The 19,254-nt window shown below is 70.8% G+C and carries 12 protein-coding genes; 1 reads left to right on the top strand and 11 read right to left on the bottom strand.

Annotation, left to right across the window (positions count from 1 at the left end):
• Window positions 1–148 precede the first annotated feature (148 nt).
• From ACIPAE_RS23545 to ACIPAE_RS23530, 4 genes are all read right to left on the bottom strand, one after another.
• A complete protein-coding gene (locus ACIPAE_RS23545; protein ID WP_402447635.1) occupies window positions 149–2,902 on the bottom strand; it encodes a phosphoesterase in 2,754 nt (917 codons plus the stop codon).
• Window positions 2,903–2,908: 6 nt separating this feature from the next.
• Entirely contained in the window at window positions 2,909–4,300 is a 1,392-nt protein-coding gene (locus ACIPAE_RS23540) for an ABC transporter permease (RefSeq protein WP_402447633.1), read from the bottom strand.
• A complete protein-coding gene (locus ACIPAE_RS23535; protein ID WP_366412586.1) occupies window positions 4,297–5,241 on the bottom strand; it encodes an ABC transporter ATP-binding protein in 945 nt (314 codons plus the stop codon). Before ACIPAE_RS23535 ends, ACIPAE_RS23540 begins: the two co-directional genes overlap by 4 nt.
• Before the next feature lie 278 nt (window positions 5,242–5,519).
• A complete protein-coding gene (locus ACIPAE_RS23530; protein ID WP_329365203.1) occupies window positions 5,520–6,866 on the bottom strand; it encodes a ricin-type beta-trefoil lectin domain protein in 1,347 nt (448 codons plus the stop codon).
• 559 nt (window positions 6,867–7,425) lie between these two features.
• Here ACIPAE_RS23530 and ACIPAE_RS23525 point away from each other — a divergent pair.
• Entirely contained in the window at window positions 7,426–9,678 is a 2,253-nt protein-coding gene (locus tag ACIPAE_RS23525; protein ID WP_366412584.1) for an RICIN domain-containing protein, read from the top strand.
• A gap of 110 nt (window positions 9,679–9,788) precedes the next feature.
• Here ACIPAE_RS23525 and ACIPAE_RS23520 read toward each other — a convergent pair whose 3' ends face one another.
• The 7 genes from ACIPAE_RS23520 to ACIPAE_RS23490 form a co-directional block, all read right to left on the bottom strand.
• Complete coding sequence (locus ACIPAE_RS23520; RefSeq protein ID WP_366412583.1) at window positions 9,789–10,421, bottom strand: cyclase; 633 nt, start codon at window positions 10,419–10,421, stop codon at window positions 9,789–9,791.
• A 425-nt stretch (window positions 10,422–10,846) separates the two neighbouring features.
• Window positions 10,847–11,794: a carbohydrate ABC transporter permease gene (locus ACIPAE_RS23515; protein ID WP_402447630.1), complete on the bottom strand. Its 948-nt coding sequence runs from the start codon at window positions 11,792–11,794 to the stop codon at window positions 10,847–10,849.
• Entirely contained in the window at window positions 11,791–12,687 is an 897-nt protein-coding gene (locus tag ACIPAE_RS23510) for a sugar ABC transporter permease (protein WP_328468771.1), read from the bottom strand. The genes ACIPAE_RS23515 and ACIPAE_RS23510 overlap by 4 nt, the downstream gene beginning before the upstream one ends.
• 142 nt (window positions 12,688–12,829) lie before the next feature.
• Entirely contained in the window at window positions 12,830–14,134 is a 1,305-nt protein-coding gene (locus ACIPAE_RS23505) for an extracellular solute-binding protein (RefSeq protein WP_366412581.1), read from the bottom strand.
• 113 nt (window positions 14,135–14,247) lie between these two features.
• Window positions 14,248–15,345 (bottom strand): substrate-binding domain-containing protein, encoded by a 1,098-nt coding sequence (locus ACIPAE_RS23500; RefSeq protein WP_402447627.1) that lies wholly within the window; start codon window positions 15,343–15,345, stop codon window positions 14,248–14,250.
• Between the two features lie 160 nt (window positions 15,346–15,505).
• Window positions 15,506–17,530, bottom strand: coding sequence for a PQQ-binding-like beta-propeller repeat protein (locus ACIPAE_RS23495; protein ID WP_402447625.1), 2,025 nt, complete (start codon window positions 17,528–17,530; stop codon window positions 15,506–15,508).
• Between the two features lie 139 nt (window positions 17,531–17,669).
• Window positions 17,670–18,524 (bottom strand): heparin lyase I family protein, encoded by an 855-nt coding sequence (locus tag ACIPAE_RS23490; RefSeq protein ID WP_402447623.1) that lies wholly within the window; start codon window positions 18,522–18,524, stop codon window positions 17,670–17,672.
• Window positions 18,525–19,254 lie beyond the last annotated feature (730 nt).

The raw sequence follows: 19,254 nt of genomic DNA, 5'->3' as shown, positions 1-19,254 counted from the left end.
AAGACGCTCGACTGGGATACCCCAGCCGAGCGTCTACGTGATCTACTCACCACCTGAAACAAGTGGTGTTGCGACGACCCCTTGAACCCAAGCCGTCCGGGGGCCCTTCGACGCTGTCGGTCTCAGTCGTCGGTGTCAGTCGTCGGTGTCAGTCGTCGTTGTCCGCCGACGGGATGTAGGCGCCGGGTACGGCGTCCGGTGCGTAGATCCTGCTCTCACCGGGGTACGGCTTCGCCCAGTTGTGCGTCTGGTACCAGGTGAAGTGGTTCATCTGGGCCGGCGGGGCGTAGTCGGGCACGGCGTTGGGGCCGGTCAGCCGCTGCTTCGACTTCCAGGCGTTCCACTGGGCCGCCACGGTCTTCTCGGCCGCCGGCACGCTCACCGACGGCACGGCCGCCGCCTTGGGGTCCTGAGGTGCCGGGGTGTCCACGCCGCAGGACGGCGGGGTGGTCACTCCGGCGGTCAGCGAGGTCCGGTTGGGCAGCGCCGTGAACGGGGTGTCGTCCGGCTTGGCCCGGAACGCGCCCGTCATCGGGCTGGCCGCGCTGTCCTTCTGGTTCATCGGGTGGATGCCGAGGATCTGCTCGATGGTGCGGACCATGGTGATCTGCGAGTAGTAGTGGTCGTCCACCACGCCGTGCTGCGCGTAGGGGCTGATGATCTGGATCGGCGCGCGGTGGCCGTCGACGTGGTCGAGGCCGGCCTGGGAGTCGTCCTCGACGACGAAGATCGCCGAGTCCTTCCAGTACTTGCTGTGCGAGATCGTGTCGACCATCCGGCCGACGGCGAGGTCGTTGTCGGCGACCTGGGCGGCCGGGCTGGCCGGGCCGCCGGTGTGGTCGCTGGAGAGCCAGAACATGTTCAGGTTCGCCGGACCGTTCTTCTCGAAGTCCTGCTGCCAGATCTGCTCCCGGTAGATGTCCGGGACGCTGGTGTCGAACTTCGGGAAGGTGGGCAGCGAGACGTTGTTCAGCGACGGGATCGGCGAGGAGGAGTCGAGGGTGTAACCGCTCGGCTGCCCGGTCGCGTTCATGTTCCTGGCGTCGCAGTACAGGTTCTGCCAGCTCGCGTCGGCCGGCTTGGTCAGGAACTGCTGGAACTCGCCGAAGTCGCGCACGGTCTTCCCGGCGGCCTGCGCGCCGGTCCACAGGAAGCCGCTCTTCTGGTGGCCGAGCGCGTCGTCCTCGGTGTCGTAACTGCGCGTGTACTCACCGGCGGAGGACTCGGTGTACTCCGGATCGTCGGCCTGCATCAGCCAGTTGTGGCCCTCGGCGGAGTTGGTGCCGATGTCGTAGGTGTTGTCGTACAGCCCGAACTGCGTGGCCAGCGCGTGCTGGTTGGGCGTCACGTTCTCGCCGAACTCCGTCAGCGCCGGGTCGCCGTCGCCCTGCGGCATGTCGCCGAGGACCTGGTCGTAGGTCCGGTTCTCCTTGACGATCAGGAAGACGTGCTTGATCGTCGACGGGTCGCCCAGCCGGGCCGGGACCGGCACCGCCTTCGCCTTGTGGCCCTTGGCGAGCTTGACGTCGCTGCTGGTCCAGCCGTTCTGCTGGAAGACCTTGGCGGTCTCGGCCCTGATCACGCGGTCGTTCGGCAGCGTGAAGTGCGTCAGGCTGGACGTCGTGTCGTGGGTGCCGTGCCCGGCGCTGGTGGTGGGGCGGCGGGAGTCGATGCCGCGGGTGTTGGAGACGACCACCTGCTTGCCGACGGTGGTGATCTCCGCGGGGAAGTAGTCCGTCGGGAGCAGGCCGACGTAGCTGACCGGCTCCTGCGCGGTGCGGTACTTGTAGACGGCGATCGCGTTGGCGCGGCCGAGCGTCACCAGCAGGTGGCCGTCGTCGGTGAGCGTGACCGCGTCGGGCTCGTAGCCGACCGACGCCTCCGGCCAGGGCTTGGTGGAGATGGTCTGGACGACCTTGCCGCGGGCGGTGTCGATGACCGCCACGTCGTTGCTCGCGGTGTCGGTGACGAACACCGTGCCCTTCTTCGCGTACAGCGCGGTCGGGTGCAGGCCGACGTTGATGGTCGCGGGGGCGGCGGCCGGCTTCGCCAGGTCGATGACGCTGACGGTGCCGGTGGTGGTGGCGCCGGTCACCGGGCTGGCCGGCACCTGGGTGTTGTAGGAGTTGAGCGTGGTGTCGCCGCTCTTCGCCGGCCGGCCGCCCTCGTTGCTGACGTAGAGCTTGCCGCCGACCTGCACGAGGTCGCGCGGCGCGTTGCCGACCGCCCAGCTCTGCTCGATGGCGCCGGTCGCCGCGTCGATGGCGACCACCCGGTTCTGGCCGTTGACCGCGGAGTACACGGTGGAGCCGTCGGCCGAGAACACCGCCGCCCCGACCAGGGCGTGCTTGGCGCCGTCCGCCGGGATCTTGACGGACACCGGGTCGGCGAGGGTGCCGTCGGCGTTCACGGTGAAGCGGGTGTAGCCGTCGGTCTGGCCCAGCCACAGCTGCGAACCGTCGGGCGAGTACGACGGGCCTTCCTGACCCACGTCGTTGCCGCTGATCCGCGGGTTCGCCGCCGCGTTGTTGCCGACGAGCTGCTGCACCTTCCAGGTCTTCAGGTCCACAATGGTCAGCGCGCCGTCGCCATCGGTGACCGAGGCCGCGAGGTGGGTGCCGTCCGGGCTGACCGAGGACGACATGATCTTGCCGTCGTTGATGACGAGGCGGTCGCCGTACGGCGCGAGGTACTGGTCGCTGGAGATGACCTGGCCCTTGTCGGTGGTCTGGCCGACCTGCTCGGTGCCGAACTGGTGCGTCTGGGCGAAAGCGGTGCCGGTGGCGCCCAGCGCGAGCGTGGTCAGGCCCGCCGTGACCAGGATCGTCCGGCGGCCGATGCGCCGGCCGAGAAAGACGACATGCGCCTTCTCGGCCCGCCTTCGGCGGCGTGTTACCTGCATCAGGTGCTATCCCTTCGAGGTGGCGTGGAGCAGTTCGACGTTGCCGTCGAACTGCCAGAGCGGGTTCGGCACGTCGCCGGTCGGGGAGCGCACCAGGAAGTAGCCGTTCACTTCCTTCGGTCCGTCGCCGTCGGCGACGAACCGCCCGTCGGAGGTGACGTCGAGCTGGTAGACGGCCGTGCCCGGGGCCTGGACGCCGGGGAGGTGCCAGGTGACGACGCAGCGCCAGTCGTTGCCCGCGCCCTTGGCGGCGACATGGCCGTCGCTCTTGTCGCACGCCGCCGTGACCCGCAACTGCGCCTCGGTGACGGCGGGGCGGTTGAGTTGCTCGGTCTGCATCCGGTACAGGTGCCCGAAGGCCGTGGCGACCGACCGCTGCAGCTTGTTCCGGTCGATGCCGGAGCCCGTCGAGGGGGTCGCGACGGCGACGACCGCGACCGTGACGGCGAGCAGTCCGGCCAGCGGCAGCAGCCCGACGGTGATCGCGCGGCGTCCGGAGCCGTCGTTGGTCAGGTTGGTGAAGTCGCGCCGAAGGAAGAGCAGATAGGCCAGCGCCGTCGCGGCCACCGCCCACACCAGGCTGACCGCGATGCCGATCAGCAGCGGCCCGACCTGCGCCGGGCTGGTGAACAGGCCGTTCCAGGCGATGAACGCGTAGCCGGGCAGCGCCAGGCGTACGGCGACGGGCAGCGGCAGGAGCTGGGCCAGTTGCATCGCGAGCGCGACGAGCGCGGGCAGCAGCAGCCCCATCGGGGACCGGCCCAGCACGACCGACCCGAGCAGGCCGATCGCGGCGAGCGCCAGCGTCGGGGCGAGCGCGCAGGTCCAGGCGAGCAGGACGTTCCCGGCGGCGGACGACGGCGACAGCAGGTGGCCGTCGAGACCGACCAGCGGGTGGTTGCCGACCGCCGCGAGGCCGCCGACCACACCGGACGCGGTCAGCCCGACCACGAGCAGCAGGATGACGGTGAGGCTGGCCAGTGCCTTCGCCGCGAAGATCCGTCGGTGCGACCTGACCGCCACCAGCAGGTGGCGCCAGGTGCCGAGCCGGTCCTCGGCGGCGAAGACGTCGCCGGCGACCAGCGAGGTCAGCAGCGGGAGCGCCCAACTGCCGGCGAACCCGAGCACCACCAGCGGCCCGGCCCACCCGGTGGCGTGCATCCAGCGGCCGAAGAGCGTGTCGGAGGGGAGCGTGCTCTGCTCACTCACCGCGGCGACGAAGAGGGCCGGCGCGATCCAGCAGACGAGGACCAGCAGCCGGACGCGCCACTGGGAGACCAGCTTGACCAGTTCGAAGCGGTAGGCACGCGCCACCGAGACGGGGCGCACCCCGACGGCGGTTCCGCCGTCGTCGGCGGCGGTCGCGGCCGTGTCCACGGTCGTCGGCGGCGCGGTCATCGGCCGGCCTCCTCTTCTTCTTCGGTGAGGGCGAGGAACGCGGCTTCGAGCGGCGACGACACGGGGGCGAGCTCGCGCACCGCGACGCCGGACCGGACCAGCCCGGCCACCAGTTCGTCGAGCGCGGGCACCAGGGCCCGGACGACGAGCGCTTCGGCGCCGCGCCAGGCCCGGGCGTCGTCCACGACGGTGATCCCGGCGGTGTCGGCGGCCAGCCGGCGGGCGGCCGGCAGGTCGGAGCTGAGCAGCCGGTAGTCGAGTTCGCGGTTCTCGGCGGCGAGCTTGCTCAGCGGGCCGGAGAAGACCACCCGCCCGGTGGCGAGGATGGTGGCCTCGGAGCAGAGCGCCTCCAGGTCGTCCATGCGGTGGCTGGAGACCACCACGGCGGTGCCGTCCGCCGCGAGCCGGGTGAGCACCCCGTGGACGTGTCTCTTCCCGGCCGGGTCGAGGCCGTTGGAGGGTTCGTCGAGCACGAGCAGCCGGGGCCTGGTGAGCAGGGCGGCGGCGAGCCCGAGCCGCTGGCGCATGCCCAGGGAGTAGCCGCGGACCCGGTCGTCGGCGACGTCGGTGAGCCCGACCTGGTCCAGTACGTCGCCGATCGCGCCGGTCCGCGGGTCGTGACCGCGCAGCGCGACCAGCGCGGCGAGGTTCTGCCGGGCGGTGAGGGAGGGGTACAGGCCGGGTCCGTCGACGAAGCCGGCGACGCCGTCGGGCGCGGCGAGCGCCCGCCCGACCGGTGCGCCGAGGATCTCCAGGCGCCCACCGTCGGCGACGGCCAGGCCCAGCAGCAGGCCGAGCAGGGTGGTCTTGCCCGCGCCGTTCGGCCCGACCAGGCCGTGGATCTGACCCTGCGCCACATCCAGATCGATCCCGTCGAGTGCGACGACATCGCCGAAGCACTTGGTGATCCCACGTGCCCGGACCGCGAGGGGTGTGTCCATGAGTCCCTTCCTCCTGAGCCTCAAGGGACCCTAGGGACCGCACACAGCGCCGCCACGGACGTCGAGTTGAACACTTGCGGAACACCCGGCGACCGGAATCCGGCACTCCGATGCCGGCGCCGTGACCGCGGGTCGACCACGCGTGAAAGCCGCTGGTCAGGGCCGGTGGTGATCCGGGCACGGCTGCGGGCCGGACCGGGTCGAGGGGCGGTGGACGCTCCCCGGCCGGGCCGGCCCCGACCGCGGCCCCGGAGCCGGGGCCGCGGCTTGGCGTCAGCTCAACTCGGCAGGGTCCACTGCTGGTTGGCGCTGTCGGCGCAGGTCCAGATCTGCAGCCGGGTGCCGTTGGCCGAGCTGGGGCCGGTCGCGTCCAGGCACTTGCCGGACGCGGGGTTCAACAGCTCGCCGTTGGACTGGTGCTGCCAGACCTGCGCGCCGGTGCCGTTGCAGTCGTACAGCTGCACCTGGCTGCCGTCGGCGGTGCCGGCCGCGGCCACGTCCATGCACTTGCCCAGCGCGGTCAGGGTGCCGTCCGAACCCACCGTCCACTGCTGCGCGTTGGTGCCGTTGCAGTCGTAGAGCTGCACCGCCGTGCCGTTGGCGCTGGAGGCGGACGCCACGTCCACGCACTTGCCGCCGTATCCGGTGATCCGGCCGGTCGTGCCGCCGCCCGGCGGGGTGCCGCCCCCGCCGCCGGTCAGCTGGTTGAAGATCCGGGAGTAGGCGTAGCCGACGCCCTTGTCGTAGTAGTCGACCTCCCAGAACGACAGCTCCTGCACGCCGTTGGACGCGGCGAAGCTCTCCAGCGTCTGCGCGTCGGACTGCGAGAAGTACTCGTTGTCGTCGTTCTGGCCCGCGATCGGGGTCAGCCCGAGCCGGCCGTAGGCCGCCGAGGTGGAGATGCCGTAGAGGCCGGCGAGCTGTCCCGCGGTGGCGCGGGCGCCGGACTCGGCGTCGTTGAGCGCGTTCTCGCCGTCCCCGAAGTCCATCGTCATGATGTTGACCGCGCTGACGTTGACGCCCTTGCTCTTGGCGTCGGTGAGGACGCCGTACTCCTGGGAGGGCAGGCCGTTCGGGGCGACGGCGAGGGTGTAGGCCACCTGCACCGCCGGGTTCTGCGCCTGGAGCGCGGCGAGCGCCTGGTTGCGGCGCTGGTTGGACGCGGTGTCGCCGAGCGTGCCGCCCTCGATGTCGAAGTCGAGCCGGGTGATCCCGTAGGTGTTGACGACGTTGGCGTAGGCGGCGGTGAGCGAGGAGACCGACGTGCAGGTCTGGGCGAGTTCCCCGCCCTCGGCCCCGCCGAAGGAGATGATCGCGGTGCCGCCGGCCGACTTGAGCGCGTTGATCTGCGAGGTGTACGCGCCGACCGAGTCGCCGCTGGCCTCCCACTCCGCGGTACAGCCGGACTTCGGGGTGAGGAAGGCGAGCGTGTAGTACTTCAGCCCGGTGGCGTTCATGTCCGACGCCATGTCGTTGGCCGTGTTGCCGTCGATCTGGAGGTAGGGGGCGGCGAAGTGGGCGGGCAGGCCGGTGTCGGCGTGGGCCTGGCCCGCAGCGCCGAGGAAGGCGGCTGCGGAGGCGAGGGCCATCGTGGCAAGGGACGCGATGCCGTGTCTGGGACGCATGCGTGGCTCCGTGTGGGCCGGTGGTGGGGGGGTGTTTCATCTCGGCCGAGCAGAACCGGAGTCTGCGACGGAACGCGAGACCGCGTCAAGGCTTCTGTAAGCAAACCTTCCTGACCGGATGCGTTCAGGCCGTACCGCCGAGTCAGCGCCCGCGCACCGCGGTTGACCCGCCACCCCGCCCCGACCTGTGCGTTCACAAGCTGTAGACACCTGCCGTCCAGTCCCGCCGCCCGGCCGTACCGGACCTCAACAGCGTCCAGAAGATGAAGACTTGACCATCGGCGCCGGGCGGACGGACCCGCGCCGCCGGGTGGCACCCGTGGCCGCACTCGCCGGGGAGATCACCTGGTCCCCCGTGCCTCGGCACCGCTGACGTGCGGTGTCAGACCAATGTCTTGACATGCCCGCAACGGCTCTGCTTCTTTCATGAAACACACATTGCTGAGAGGCCGGACGTTCATCAGCCGCACGCGCGCCACCACGGTCGCGGGGGTGCGCTGGTCCGGGATGTGCCGCACTTCTTGTTTCAGAAACACGAACCCCGCTGGGAAAGGGCGTCATGAAACGTTTCTTGAAACTGGGCCGGACGGCGCGTCGCGCGGTCGGACCCGGAGCGGCCGCGGTACTCGTGGCCGCCGCGCTCTCCACGGTCGGCGCGGCCAGCGCGCACGCCGCCGTCTCCCCCTCGACCTGGTACAACCTGGTGGCCGGCAACAGCGGCAAGTGCGTGGACGCGGCGGCGGCCGCGACCGCCAACGGCACCGCCGTCCAGCAGTACACCTGCAACGGCAGCACCGCTCAGCAGTGGCAGCTCAAACCGGCCACCGACTCCGGCTACTACACGATCGTCAACGCCAACGGCGCGCAGCCCGCCATCGACGTGGACGGTCCGTCCACCGCCAACGGCGCGCTCATCCACCTGTGGTCCAACGGGGGGTGGAGCAGCCAGGAGTGGCAGCCGGTCCAGGAGAGCAGCGGCTCCTACCACTTCGTCAACCACTACAGCGGCCTGTGCCTGGACGTCCCCAGCGCCTCGACCGCGGACTCGGTGCAGCTGCAGCAGTACACCTGCAACGGCAGCAGCGCGCAGTCCTTCGCGTTGAACGACTCGGGCAGCGGCACCGGCGGCACTCCCCCGCCGACCAACCCGAACAACCCCGACCTCGGCCCCAACGTGAAGATCTTCGACCCGTCGATGTCGTCGTCGTCGATCCAGTCGACCATCAACTCGGTCTACAGCTCCCAGCAGTCCAACCAGTTCGGCAACAACCGCTACGCGCTGCTGTTCACGCCGGGCAGCTACAACGTGGACGTCCCGGTGGGCTTCTACACCCAGGTGGCCGGCCTGGGGGCGTCGCCCGACGACGTCTCGCTGACCGGCGGCGGGGTGCACGTGGACGCGGGCTGGTCGGGCGGCAACGCCACCCAGAACTTCTGGCGCGACGTGGAGAACCTCTCCGACACGCCCAGTTCGGGGACGCTGGAGTACGCCGTCTCGCAGGCCGACCCGTTCCGGCGGGTCGACGTGCACGGCAACATGATCCTGGACGACAACACCTCGGGGAACAACAGCAGCAACTGGTCCTCGGGCGGTTTCATCGGCGACTCTCGGGTCTCCGGCCAGGTCAACTCCGGTACCCAGCAGCAGTTCCTGACCCAGGACACCTCCATGGGCAGCTGGGCCGGGTCGAACTGGAACATGGTCTTCGTCGGCGACAACGGCGCCCCCGCCCAGTCGTTCCCGACCTACACCACGGTCGGCCAGTCCCCGACGGTGCGCGAGAAGCCGTACCTCTACACGGACTCGACCGGCCTGTACAACGTCATGGTGCCGAGCCTGCGCACCAACGCCACCGGCCCGGACTGGACCGGCGGTTCGACGCCGGGGACCTCGATCCCGATCACCCAGTTCTACGTGGTCAAGTCCGGTGACACCGCGGCCACCATCAACGCGGCGCTCTCCTCCGGGCTGAACCTGCTCTTCACCCCCGGCGTGTACCACCTGAACGCGCCGATCAACATCACCCGCCCGGACACCGTGGTGCTCGGCCTGGGCCTGGCCACGCTGATGCCCGACAACGGCGTCACCGCGATCACCACCGCCGACGTGGACGGCATCGACATCGCCGGGCTGATCGTCAGCGCGGGCACCACCAACAGCAGCTCGCTGGTGCAGATCGGCCCGGCCGGCGCCTCGGCGAGCCACGCGGCCGACCCGACCACGTTGCAGGACGTGTTCTTCCGGGTCGGTGGCGACGTCGCCGGGAAGGCCACCCAGTCCCTCGTCGTCAACAGCGCGAACACCATCGGCAGCGACCTGTGGATCTGGCGCGCCGACCACGGCAACGGCGGCACCGTCGGCTGGAACACCAACACCGCCGCCAACGGGCTGGTGGTCAACGGCAACAACGTCACGATGTACGGCCTGGCCGTCGAGCACTACCAGCAGTACCAGACGCTGTGGAAAGGCAACGGCGGGCGGACGTACTTCTACCAGTCCGAGATGCCCTACGACGTGCCGAACAACGCCAGTTGGACACCAGGCGGCGGGGAGAACGGCTACCCCTCCTACAAGGTGGCCGACTCGGTCACCTCGCACCAGGCGTGGGGGCTGGGCGTCTACTGCTACATGAGCACCAACCCGTCGGTGGTGGCCGACCGCGCCATCGAGGTGCCCGGCAGCGGATCGTCCTTCCACGACATGGTGACCGTCTCGCTGGGCGGCAGCGGCACCATCAGCCATGTGATCAACAACTCCGGCGGCCAGGTCAACGGCGGCACCACGGTGACCTATCTGACCTCGGGGCCGTGACGAGCACCGGCGCGGCGACCGCGTAGTGCGGTCGAGGGCGACGGGTCCGGCGCCGACGGCCTGCACCAGGTCGTCGGTGCCGGGCCCGTCGCCCGTGCCGTGCGCGGCTGTCAGGAGACGGTCGTCGAGGTCAGCACCGGGTTCGGCGAGGGGTAGCAGGCGGTCGGCGCGTTCACCGTGAAGATGCTGGAGGTCACGTTCGCGGTGAAGGTCAGGCCGGGGCTGGAGTAGCTGCTGCCGGCGAGTTGGGTCTGCACGGTGGTGCCGGAGGCGCCGGCGGTCAGGTCCAGGTTCAGCGTCGGCAGCGTGAAGGTGCTGCCGCCGCTGATCGGGCCGGGCACGGTCAGCGCGATGGTGCCGCCGCTCACCGAGACCGACGGGGCGCCCGAGCCCAGCCCGGAACCGCCGCTGAGCGACTCGCCGGTCAGCGTCGCGTTCGCCGGCACCGGCGCGGTCAGCTTCAGCGAGCTGATCGAGTTCACGGTGTTCCCGTTGACGGACGAGGGAACGGTGATCGCGTCCGGGGCCAGCGACACGGTGAAGGCGCTTCCGGCGGCCACGGAAGCCGGCGCGGTGCCGTTGACTCCCGCGTCGATGGTGAAGGTCTCCGCGGAGACGATCGGCGGTGTGGCCTGGCAGGCCAGGCTCAGCGGGTTGTCGGCGGCCGACGCCGCGCCGGAGGACAGCCCGAGCGCGGCGACCACGCCGAGCGCGGCCACGGGCAGGGCATAACTGGTGCGCATGTGTCTCTCCTGTTCCGGGACCCCGGCCGCTTCGTCGAGGCCGGGGCTGTGGGGGGATGGGGGACCGGGCACCGAGGCGGTCGTCAGGTTCATGACATGTTCACGGTGACCCACGTCGGAATATCCATCTGCCGACCTCCGTGGTTAAGGGGGCGTTTCGGCCGTTGTCCCGCCCTCCCCCGGGCCGCGCATTGCGGCGTTCGACCCGCGCCGTGCGGCGTTCGACCAGGTCGCCCCGGGCGGGCGAGGGCGAGCCGCCTGCGCTTTCCGATGCCTGGCGGCCGTGGTGCGGGAGCGATGCACGTCGAAACGCGTGTGGCTGAAAGGGCCACCGTGACGTGTGAGGAGAGCGGGGAGGGCGGGGCCGGCTGCTTCGTCGACGCCGCCCCCGGGCCGCTCGACGTCCGCGGGGGCCTCCCGCCCGGCTACTTCACCGCGCCGGCGGTCATGCCGGACTTCCAGTAGCGCTGGAGCATCAGGAAGAGGACGACCAGCGGGGCCACCGAGACCAGCGATCCGACCACGGCCAGCAGGTAGTCCTGCGGGTGCCCCTCGGACAGCGCGGAGGAGTACCAGACGTACAGGCCGAGGTTGACCGGGTAGAGCTTCTTGTCCGACAGCATCACCAGGGGCAGGAAGAAGCTGTTCCAGATCTGGGTGAACTGGAAGAGGAAGATCGTCACCGAGCCGGGCGCGAGCATGGGGAAGGCGATCCGGCGAAAGGTCCTGAACTCGCCCGCGCCGTCCACCCGGGCGGCCTCCAGCACCTCGCCGGGGACGTAGGACGCGCTGAAGACCCGGGCCAGGTAGACCCCGAACGGGAACACCAGGCCGGGGACGAACACGCTCCAGTAGGTGTTCACCAGGCCGACCTTGGCGGCGATCAGGTACAGCGGGATCGCCATCGCGGTGCCCGGCACCATCACGCCCAGCAGGACCAGGGCGAAGAGCTTCTCCTTGCCGGGGAAGGCCAGCTTGTCGAAGGCGTACCCGGCGGCGACGCTGAGCACCGTCGCCAGCAGCGCGCCGGCGCCCGCGTACAGGACGGTGTTGCCCATCCAGCGCAGGTAGACGCCGTCCTCGGTGGTGAACAGGTACCGCAGGTTGCCGAAGAGCGCGAAGTGGCGGCCCGGCGCGAATCCGTTGGTGGCGAACAGGTCCTGGCGGCTCTTGGTGGACGACAGGACCAGCCAGAGCATCGGCAGCAGCGTGTACAGGGCGGCGAGCCCCAGCATCGCGGTCACCCCGGCCCTGGACAGCAGGAGCGACGGACGGCTGCCGGGTCGGCGCGGCCCGCGCCGGACCGGCGGCTTCCCGCCGGTCGGCGCCGGGGCCGCGGCGGGCGGCGCGCTGAGCGTCGTGGGCTCGGTCATGGCTGCCTCCTGCGGCGCGGAAAGCGGGTGACGAGGAACGACAGGGCCGCGGCGAACAGCGCGATGAGCAGCGAGGCGGCCGCGGCCAGTCCGAGGTCGTCGCGGGTGAACGCGGCGGTCTGGACGTACATGTTGGGCGTCCAGCTGCTGCCGATCGCGCTGGAGGCGCTGTAGATGACCTTCGGTTCGGTGAAGAGCTGGACCGAGCCGATCACGGTGAACAGCACGGCCAGCGCGATGGCCGGGCGGATCATCGGCACCTTGATCGACAGCGCGGTGCGGATGCCGCCGGCTCCGTCGAGCCGCGCCGCGTCGAGGGTCTCGCGCGGCACCGCCTGGAGCGCGGCGTAGAAGATGACCATGTTGTAGCCGATCCACTCCCAGACGGCGATGTTGGCCGCGGAGAACACCGCGTTGTCCGCCGAGAGGAAGTCGACGTGCAGGCCGGCCGACCCGAGCAGGTCGATCACCGGGCTCAGTCCCGGCGTGTAGAGGTAGACCCAGATGAGGGCCGCGATCAGGCCGGGCACCGCGTGCGGGAGGAACAGCGCCAGCTGGAAGAAGGCGCGCGCCTTGACCAGGGCCGAGTCCAGCAGCAGGGCGAGGACGAGCGCGCCGCCGATCATCACCGGGAGGTAGACGGCGGCGTACGCGGCGATGGTGAGGAAGCCGTTCCGGAACGCCGGGTCGGAGAGCGCCCGCGTGTAGTTGTCCAGGCCGGCGAAGACCTGCTGGGTACCGCCGAAGCCGAGGCCGGAGGTGCGGGTGGTGAACAGGCTCAGCCAGCCGGCGTAGACCAGCGGGGCGAGCACGACGGCGCTGAAGAGGACGAAGAACGGTGCCAGGAGCAGCGCGGCGGTACGGCGCTGGGCACGGACGGACGGGCTGGCCATACCGGCCTTTCTCGACGGGAGAGCGCGGAGGGGGTGCGGGGCGGGGACGGGACGGGGGCCCGGGCGGATGTGCGGGAGCAGCACCGGCGCCCGGGGACCGGGCGGGTGTCCGGCGGCCGAACGGGCCCGCGCGCCGCGGGTGCTACGGGACGAGCTTCATCCCGCGGTGCCGGATGTCCTTGGCGGTGTCCTGCTGCGCGCCCTTGAGGACGTCGAAGAGGTTCGCCTTGCCCTCGGCGACCTTCGGGAGCTGGTCGACGATGGCCGTGTTCGTGGTGCCCATGTCGGGACCCCACGTCCAGCCCGGCTTGACGGCGTCGTAGGACGCGCCGGCCACCGCGTACACGTCCTGGCCGCCGAAGTAGGTCGTGGGGAAGGCCGCCTTGGTGACCGGTACGAGCTTGGGGTCGGCGGGGAACATGCTGCTGGTGCCGCCGGAGACCCACGCCTTCATGCCCTGCGGGTCGGTGGTGATCCACTTGATGAACTCGGCCGCGGCCGCGCTGTTCCCGGCGCCCTTGGGGATGACGAACGACGAGCCGCCGTACATGGCGGAGGCCGGCTTGCCGTCCCAGGTCGGGACCGGTGCCACCGACCACTTGCCGGCCTGGTCGGCGACGGTCGCCTGCTGGGAGCCCGCGCACCAACTCGCGCAGACGTAGGCGACGGTGCGGCTCTGCTGCACGCTGGTCCAGAACGGGTCGAGCGAACTCAGCGAGCTGACCAGGTCCTTGCGGGCGAGGTCGCCCCAGAAGTCGGCCACCTTGCGGGAGGCCGCGTCGTCGAGCGACACCTTCCAGGCGTCCTTGTCCGTGCCGAACCACCGCGCACCGGCCTGCCAGGCGAGGCCGGTGAACAGGCTGGGGTCGTCGGTGTAGAACACGCCGCCGCGGGCCTTCGGATCGGCCTTCTTGACCTGCTGCGTCATGTCCCGGTACTGGTCCCACGTGGTGGGGACGGAGATCTTGTGGTCCGCGAAGAAGTCCTTGCGGTAGTAGAGCATCAGCGGCGCCGCGTCACGGGGAACGCCCCAGGTGCTGCCGCCCAGTTGGACCAGCCGCTGGACGGAGGCCGGGAAGTCGGTCCTGACCAGCGAGCCGAGTGACCCGGGCAGGCTCTCCAGCATGCCCTGGGTGGCGAACTGCGGCAGTTGGGGGTACTCCACCACCGCGACGTCCGGGACGGTGCCGGCCCGGACCGCGTTCGTGAGCTTGGAGTAGTACTCCTGGCCCGAGGGCATCGACTCGAAGCTCACCTTGATGCCCGGGTGGGTCCGGTTGAATGCCGCGGCGACCTTGTCGGAGCCCTTGACGAAGGACCAGAAGGTGACCTTCCCGGTGTCCTTGCCCGCCGCGGACCCGCCGCCGTCCGAGTTCCCGCATCCCGTGACGAGCAGGCCGAGTGCCGCGACGGAGCAGGCCAGGGCTGCCAGTCGGCTACGAAACATGATGTGCCACCGATCGTTCGCTTGGGTGTCACCGCAAGTATTCGCTACACACGACAGCCAGTCAATGCATATGATTTCGAATGAAGAAAACGAAAGCAAACGCTATTCGTCGGTCAGGCGCCGGCCTGCCGGTCGGCACCGCAGGAGGCCCGCACCCGCAGCTGCGGGCGGAGCAGGATCTCGGCGAGCGGCGCGGAAGGGTCGGCCCGGCGGCGCAGCGCGAGGTCCAGGGCCCACGCCCCCACCGCCTGCTTGGGCGGGGCCACCGCGGTCAGCGGCACATCGCTCAACTCGGCCACCTCGTCGTCGTAGGTGACCAGCGCCAGGTCCTCCGGCACCCGCAGCCCCCGCGCGCGCAGGATGCCCACCAGGGCGATGGCGTCGATGTCGTTGTGCACCAGCGCCGCCTTGACCTCGCCGGCTTCCACCGCCCGCACCACCTCCTCGAAGCGCGCGTCGGCCGCGGTGGCGTCGCCGCTGGTGTCGATGAGGTACTCCGGCCACGGCGTCAGCCCGATCGCCGCCACTGCGTCGGCGTAACCGGCGCTGAGCAGCGGGGTGTTGGGGCTCTCCACCCGGGCCACCAGGGCCACCTTGTCGTGGCCGAGCCCGGCGAGGTGGCGCACCGCCAGGGCCGCGCCGTAGGCGTGGTCGGAGGCCACCTGCTCCAACTGCCCGGCCCGCAGCCCCACCCGGCGCTCCACGAGCACGGCCGGTGTGTCCAGGCCGCTCAGCCACTCCTCGGCCTCGTCGAGCGGGCGCAGCCCCGAGTGCAGCATCAGCAGCAGGCTGTCGACGCCGCCGGCCAGGAGCTGGCGCACCTGTTCCTGGTTCTCCGCCAGCGACTCCCCGGAGACCGCCAGCACGACGCGGACGCCGAGCGGGCGGGCCGCGTTCTGGACGCCGCGGATCACCTCCGCGTAGTAGTAGCCGCCCGGCGGCACCACCAGCCCGACGGCATGCCGTTCACCGGCCGGCGCCGGGCCCGCGGTGGATGCGGTGGCAGCGGTGGTGGCGGGTGGCTCGGCCGGGGCCAGCGCCCTCGCACCGCCGTGCACGCGCGTGAGCCGGCCGCGGCCGGCGAGTTCCCGTACATCCTGGCGCAGCGTGACGGCGGAGACGCCCATCTCCGCCGCGAGCTCCTTCACGGTGATCGAACCCTGGCGCTCCACAGCACGCAGAATCGCCTCACGCCGTTCCTCAGCCAACACGTTCAGTCCTCTCTCGGCACGAGCGTGAGCCGTCCACCTTCACTCGACAACCGAAAGATATCAATCAAAGGTCGATACGGCCGGGGGCCGGCGGCTTTCGCCGCCGGCCACGGCTCGGCGTACAGCGGGAAGCGGGCGCCCCCCGTCAGCGGGCGACCCGTCAGCGGGCCGGCCGGTCGTCGACCTCGACGAGGTTGCGGCCGCGCAGGGTGTAGAGCAGACCGCCCTGGGCGTTGACGTGCGGGCCGCTGTACCAGGCGCCGTCGATGCCGGCGACCACGGTGCTGACCGCGAACGTCCGCGGGTGGACGCGGAAGAGCGTCGTGTCCGAAACCCCGTAGACCGTACCGCGGTTGACGACCATGGCGGCGAACCCCGTGCAGACGGCGCTCACATCGGCGGTGTGCACCAGCGTGCGGGTCCTGACGTCGATGACGAACAGCCCGCCCTTCCTGCCCAGCCCGTACAGGTACCGGCCCCGCACGGCGAGCGCGGCCACCCCCGCGGGCTGCCGCGGGTCGATCCGCCACCGCTCCCGCCCGGTCACCGGATCGACGGCGACGACGGCGGGCGCCGGTCCCCCGGCGGCCGCGTTGTCGCCGCCCAGGTACGCGACCCCGCCCTCGTTCGCCACCGCCCGGACCATCTGGACATCGTCGATCGGGTTGACGTAGGAGGCCGACTTCCCGGTCCTCGGCGCGTACGTCCACAGGGCGCCGCCGCCCTCGGTGTCGGACTGCACGGCCACCAGGAGCAGTTGGTTGACCGGGTCCCAGGACGTGTCCAGCGGGCGGTTCTGCTGGCTGGGGAAGTCCGCGACCTGGTGCGGCTGCGCGTTCCGGGCGGCGGGGTCGTACCGCCAGATGCCCTGCGCGTCGTACTGGCCGGTGTACAGGCTGCCCCGGATCACCTCGGCGTCCTTGGCCTCGCCGGGCACCAGGAGGTTGACGACCTCCCCGGTCCTGCGGTCGTGCCGGGCGACACCGCCGTTGCCGCCGACGTAGACGTACCCGCCGCCGGCCGCGATGCCCATGCCCAGCTGCGGGCCGGCGGGCGCGCCGGCCGCCAGCAGGTCGGTGACCACGGACGTCTTCGCCGCCAGGTCGATCTCGGCGACGAAGCCGTAGCCCGAGACGACCTCCAGGTCCCCGTCGACGCGGTCCAGGCCCCAGATCTCGCCGAGGTCGGGCCCGGAGAACGTGACGGGCGCGATCGTCCGGTCCGCCTTCGTGTACGCCTGCACCCCGGACTCGGTGGCGAAGTAGACCCGGTCGTCGTCCCAGGTGAACGACTTGATGGTGTCGCTCTGCGTGGTCACCAGGGTGTAGGAGGACAGGTCCTTCAGTTCCATCACGGCGATCTTCCCCGGCTCCACGGCGCCCGAGGTGCTGGCCAGCAACTGGTCCCCCATGACGGCGAGTTCCCGCATGCTGGGGTCCTGTTCCATCTCCTTGGGCACGATCGAGGCGAAGGTGCGCGCCGCCCGGTCGTAGGCGAACAGCGACGCGCGGCTCGCGCCGCCCCCGCCGGCGAGGATGCTGCCCGCGCCGAAGAAGACGGCGTCCCGCGAGGCCGCGACCGCCCTGGCCAGCGTCGCGTTCGGGTCGGGGACGCCGAGGTTCGTGACAGCGCCGGTGGCCGGGTCGTACTCCCACAGGGCGGGCGCCTTGCCCGGCAGGCCGCCCACCGCGTAGACGGTGCCGTCGGGGGCGACCGCGAGATCGCGGATGTCCCGGTCCTCGGTCCGGCCGACGGCGACCGCGGGCCGGTCCGGCGTCGTGAGGTCCCAGCGGAAGAGGTTCGGCCCGCCCTGGTCGGCCTTGAGCAGGACGCCGACGTAGAGGTAGCGGCCGGCGGGGTCGGCCGCGAGCGCCTGGATGGAGGGCTCGGGTTCGGCGTCGATGGGGGTGTGCGCCACCACCTTCCGGGTCGACCGGTCGAACCCGACCACGCAGGCGGGGTCCAGGTTGCGTGACCCGACGTAGACGGTGTCACCGACCAGCAGCCCGCTCATCAGCGAGAACTGGACGAGACCCGGGCCCAGGTCGGTCACCGTCGTCCGGGCCCGCCCGGCGGTCGCGGCGTCGGCCCGGCCGGCGAGGACGGACTCCGCGGCCGCCGCCAGCCCCAACGCGCCGCCGGCCTGCAGCAGTCGGCGCCTGCTCAGGGAAGCGTGGTCGGTCATCTGTACTCCTGAAGGTGTCGGATCTGGTGGTTCTGGGAAATCTGCGAACTCTGGGAACTCTGGGAACTCATGTCGCGGGTTCGGATCGCCGCCGCACGGAGCGGGTCGGCGTCCCTGGACGAGCGGGCACGGGCGCGCGTCACGACAGGTCGAAGACCCGGATGTCGTCGTGCTCGACGATCCGCGTGGGGACGTCGCCGTTCGCGATCGACTCCGACGGCCGGTACAGGCCCCACTTGAGGTAGCCGTGGTCGGTCGGTTTCGCGGGCTGATACGTGCGGATGTCCTCCCACGCGGCTTCCGGGACGTAGTCGCACTGGCCCGGGAGCTGCACGGAGACCCTGAAGTAGCCGGTGTCGTCGGTGGTCCAGTCCGCGTCCACCCGGAAGTTCATCCACTGGTCGACGTAGGGGCGGAAGTCGGGCACCACGGTCGACTGCCGGTCCATCTGCGGCGACCTGAACGCGATCGCGTTGCGCTTCGTCATCAGGTAGAACGCCGGGGGCTGGGCGTCTCCGTACTTGCCCTGGAAGACGATGTCGCCCGTCTCGCTGTCGCCCGCCGTGTACGGCTGCCAGTCCTTGAGCAGCACGCTGAACTCGTAGCGCTGCACGTCGCCGACGTTGAACTGCCCGTTCTTCAGCTGGTCGGTGGCGCTCTCGCTGCGCGGGGCGCCGTCGGAGACGTATCCCGGGTCGTCGAGCGTCACCTTGTGCTGGACCGCGTACGAGCTGTCGTCTCCGGGCCGCACGACAGCGGAGGCGTCGGGGGCCGTGGCGTGCGTGGTGGTCAGGCCCGGCACCCCCGAATCCAGGGTGCCGCTCTCGTAGTCCACCTGCAGGATCTCGGTGGCGGTCGGTCCGGCGGCCGACGTGGCCGCGGCGCCGGCGCACACGGTGGTTCTCTCGTCGGCCTGCGCGGCATGGCACAGCAGGACGGGAGCCAGCAGAGCTCCCGCGCACCACGTGGTCGACATCTTGCGCAGCTTGGTCATCTCACCCCTCGACAGTTCGGCACGGCGGGTGGAGCCGGTCGTGAGGACGCCAACGCCACTCCGCAACGCGGCAACGGCCACCCGAAGCAACCGAACCGTGAATTCTCGGCGCTCAAGCGACATCACTCGAATGCATATCGAGTGCACTTGCGTTGGCTGCATGGTGGCACGCCGTTCATCGATATCGAAAGACTGGCGACACACATCCATCACATCCAAGGTCATCGCGGGTCATTCGGCTTCCATATCCGCGACATTCACTGCCTTCCATCATCGAATCCAAGCCACGGCCCATATCCCGCGGCCTTCGTTCGATGGGAAACGACATGGAACGAAGGGTCGACGGCAGGGATGCGGGCGCGCACCCTCGCCCGTGGACCGGCCGCGGCGACCGAGGGGGCGCGACAGCGCGGCGGGCGAGGATCGGCCGAAACTCGTCCCCGCGGTGCCTGTGCAGTCTCTTGACGCTAAATGGCATGAACCGCTCAACTATTCGCATGGATAGGAAGAGACACTTCGTAATGCGAGCCAGGCCGTGATCGCCGGCATCCGCAGTCCCTACCGCCGGGCGCTCGCCGCCCTGTCCGTGCTGGCCGCGGGCGCGGCGCTCATCGCCGTGCCGGGTACCGCCGTGGCGGCTGCCGCGCCGGCCACCCCCACCTCGGCCGCCGCTCCCCACGCCGCCCCCGCCTCCTCCCCCGCTCCCACCTCCGCTTCGGACGCCTCCGCC

This window comes from Streptomyces sp. NPDC087270, assembly GCF_044744625.1.
In the GTDB taxonomy this organism is placed as follows: Bacteria; Actinomycetota; Actinomycetes; order Streptomycetales; family Streptomycetaceae; genus Actinacidiphila.
The sequence above is the reverse complement of the archived record's forward strand: the minus strand, read 5'-3'. Positions and strand labels throughout refer to the sequence as shown.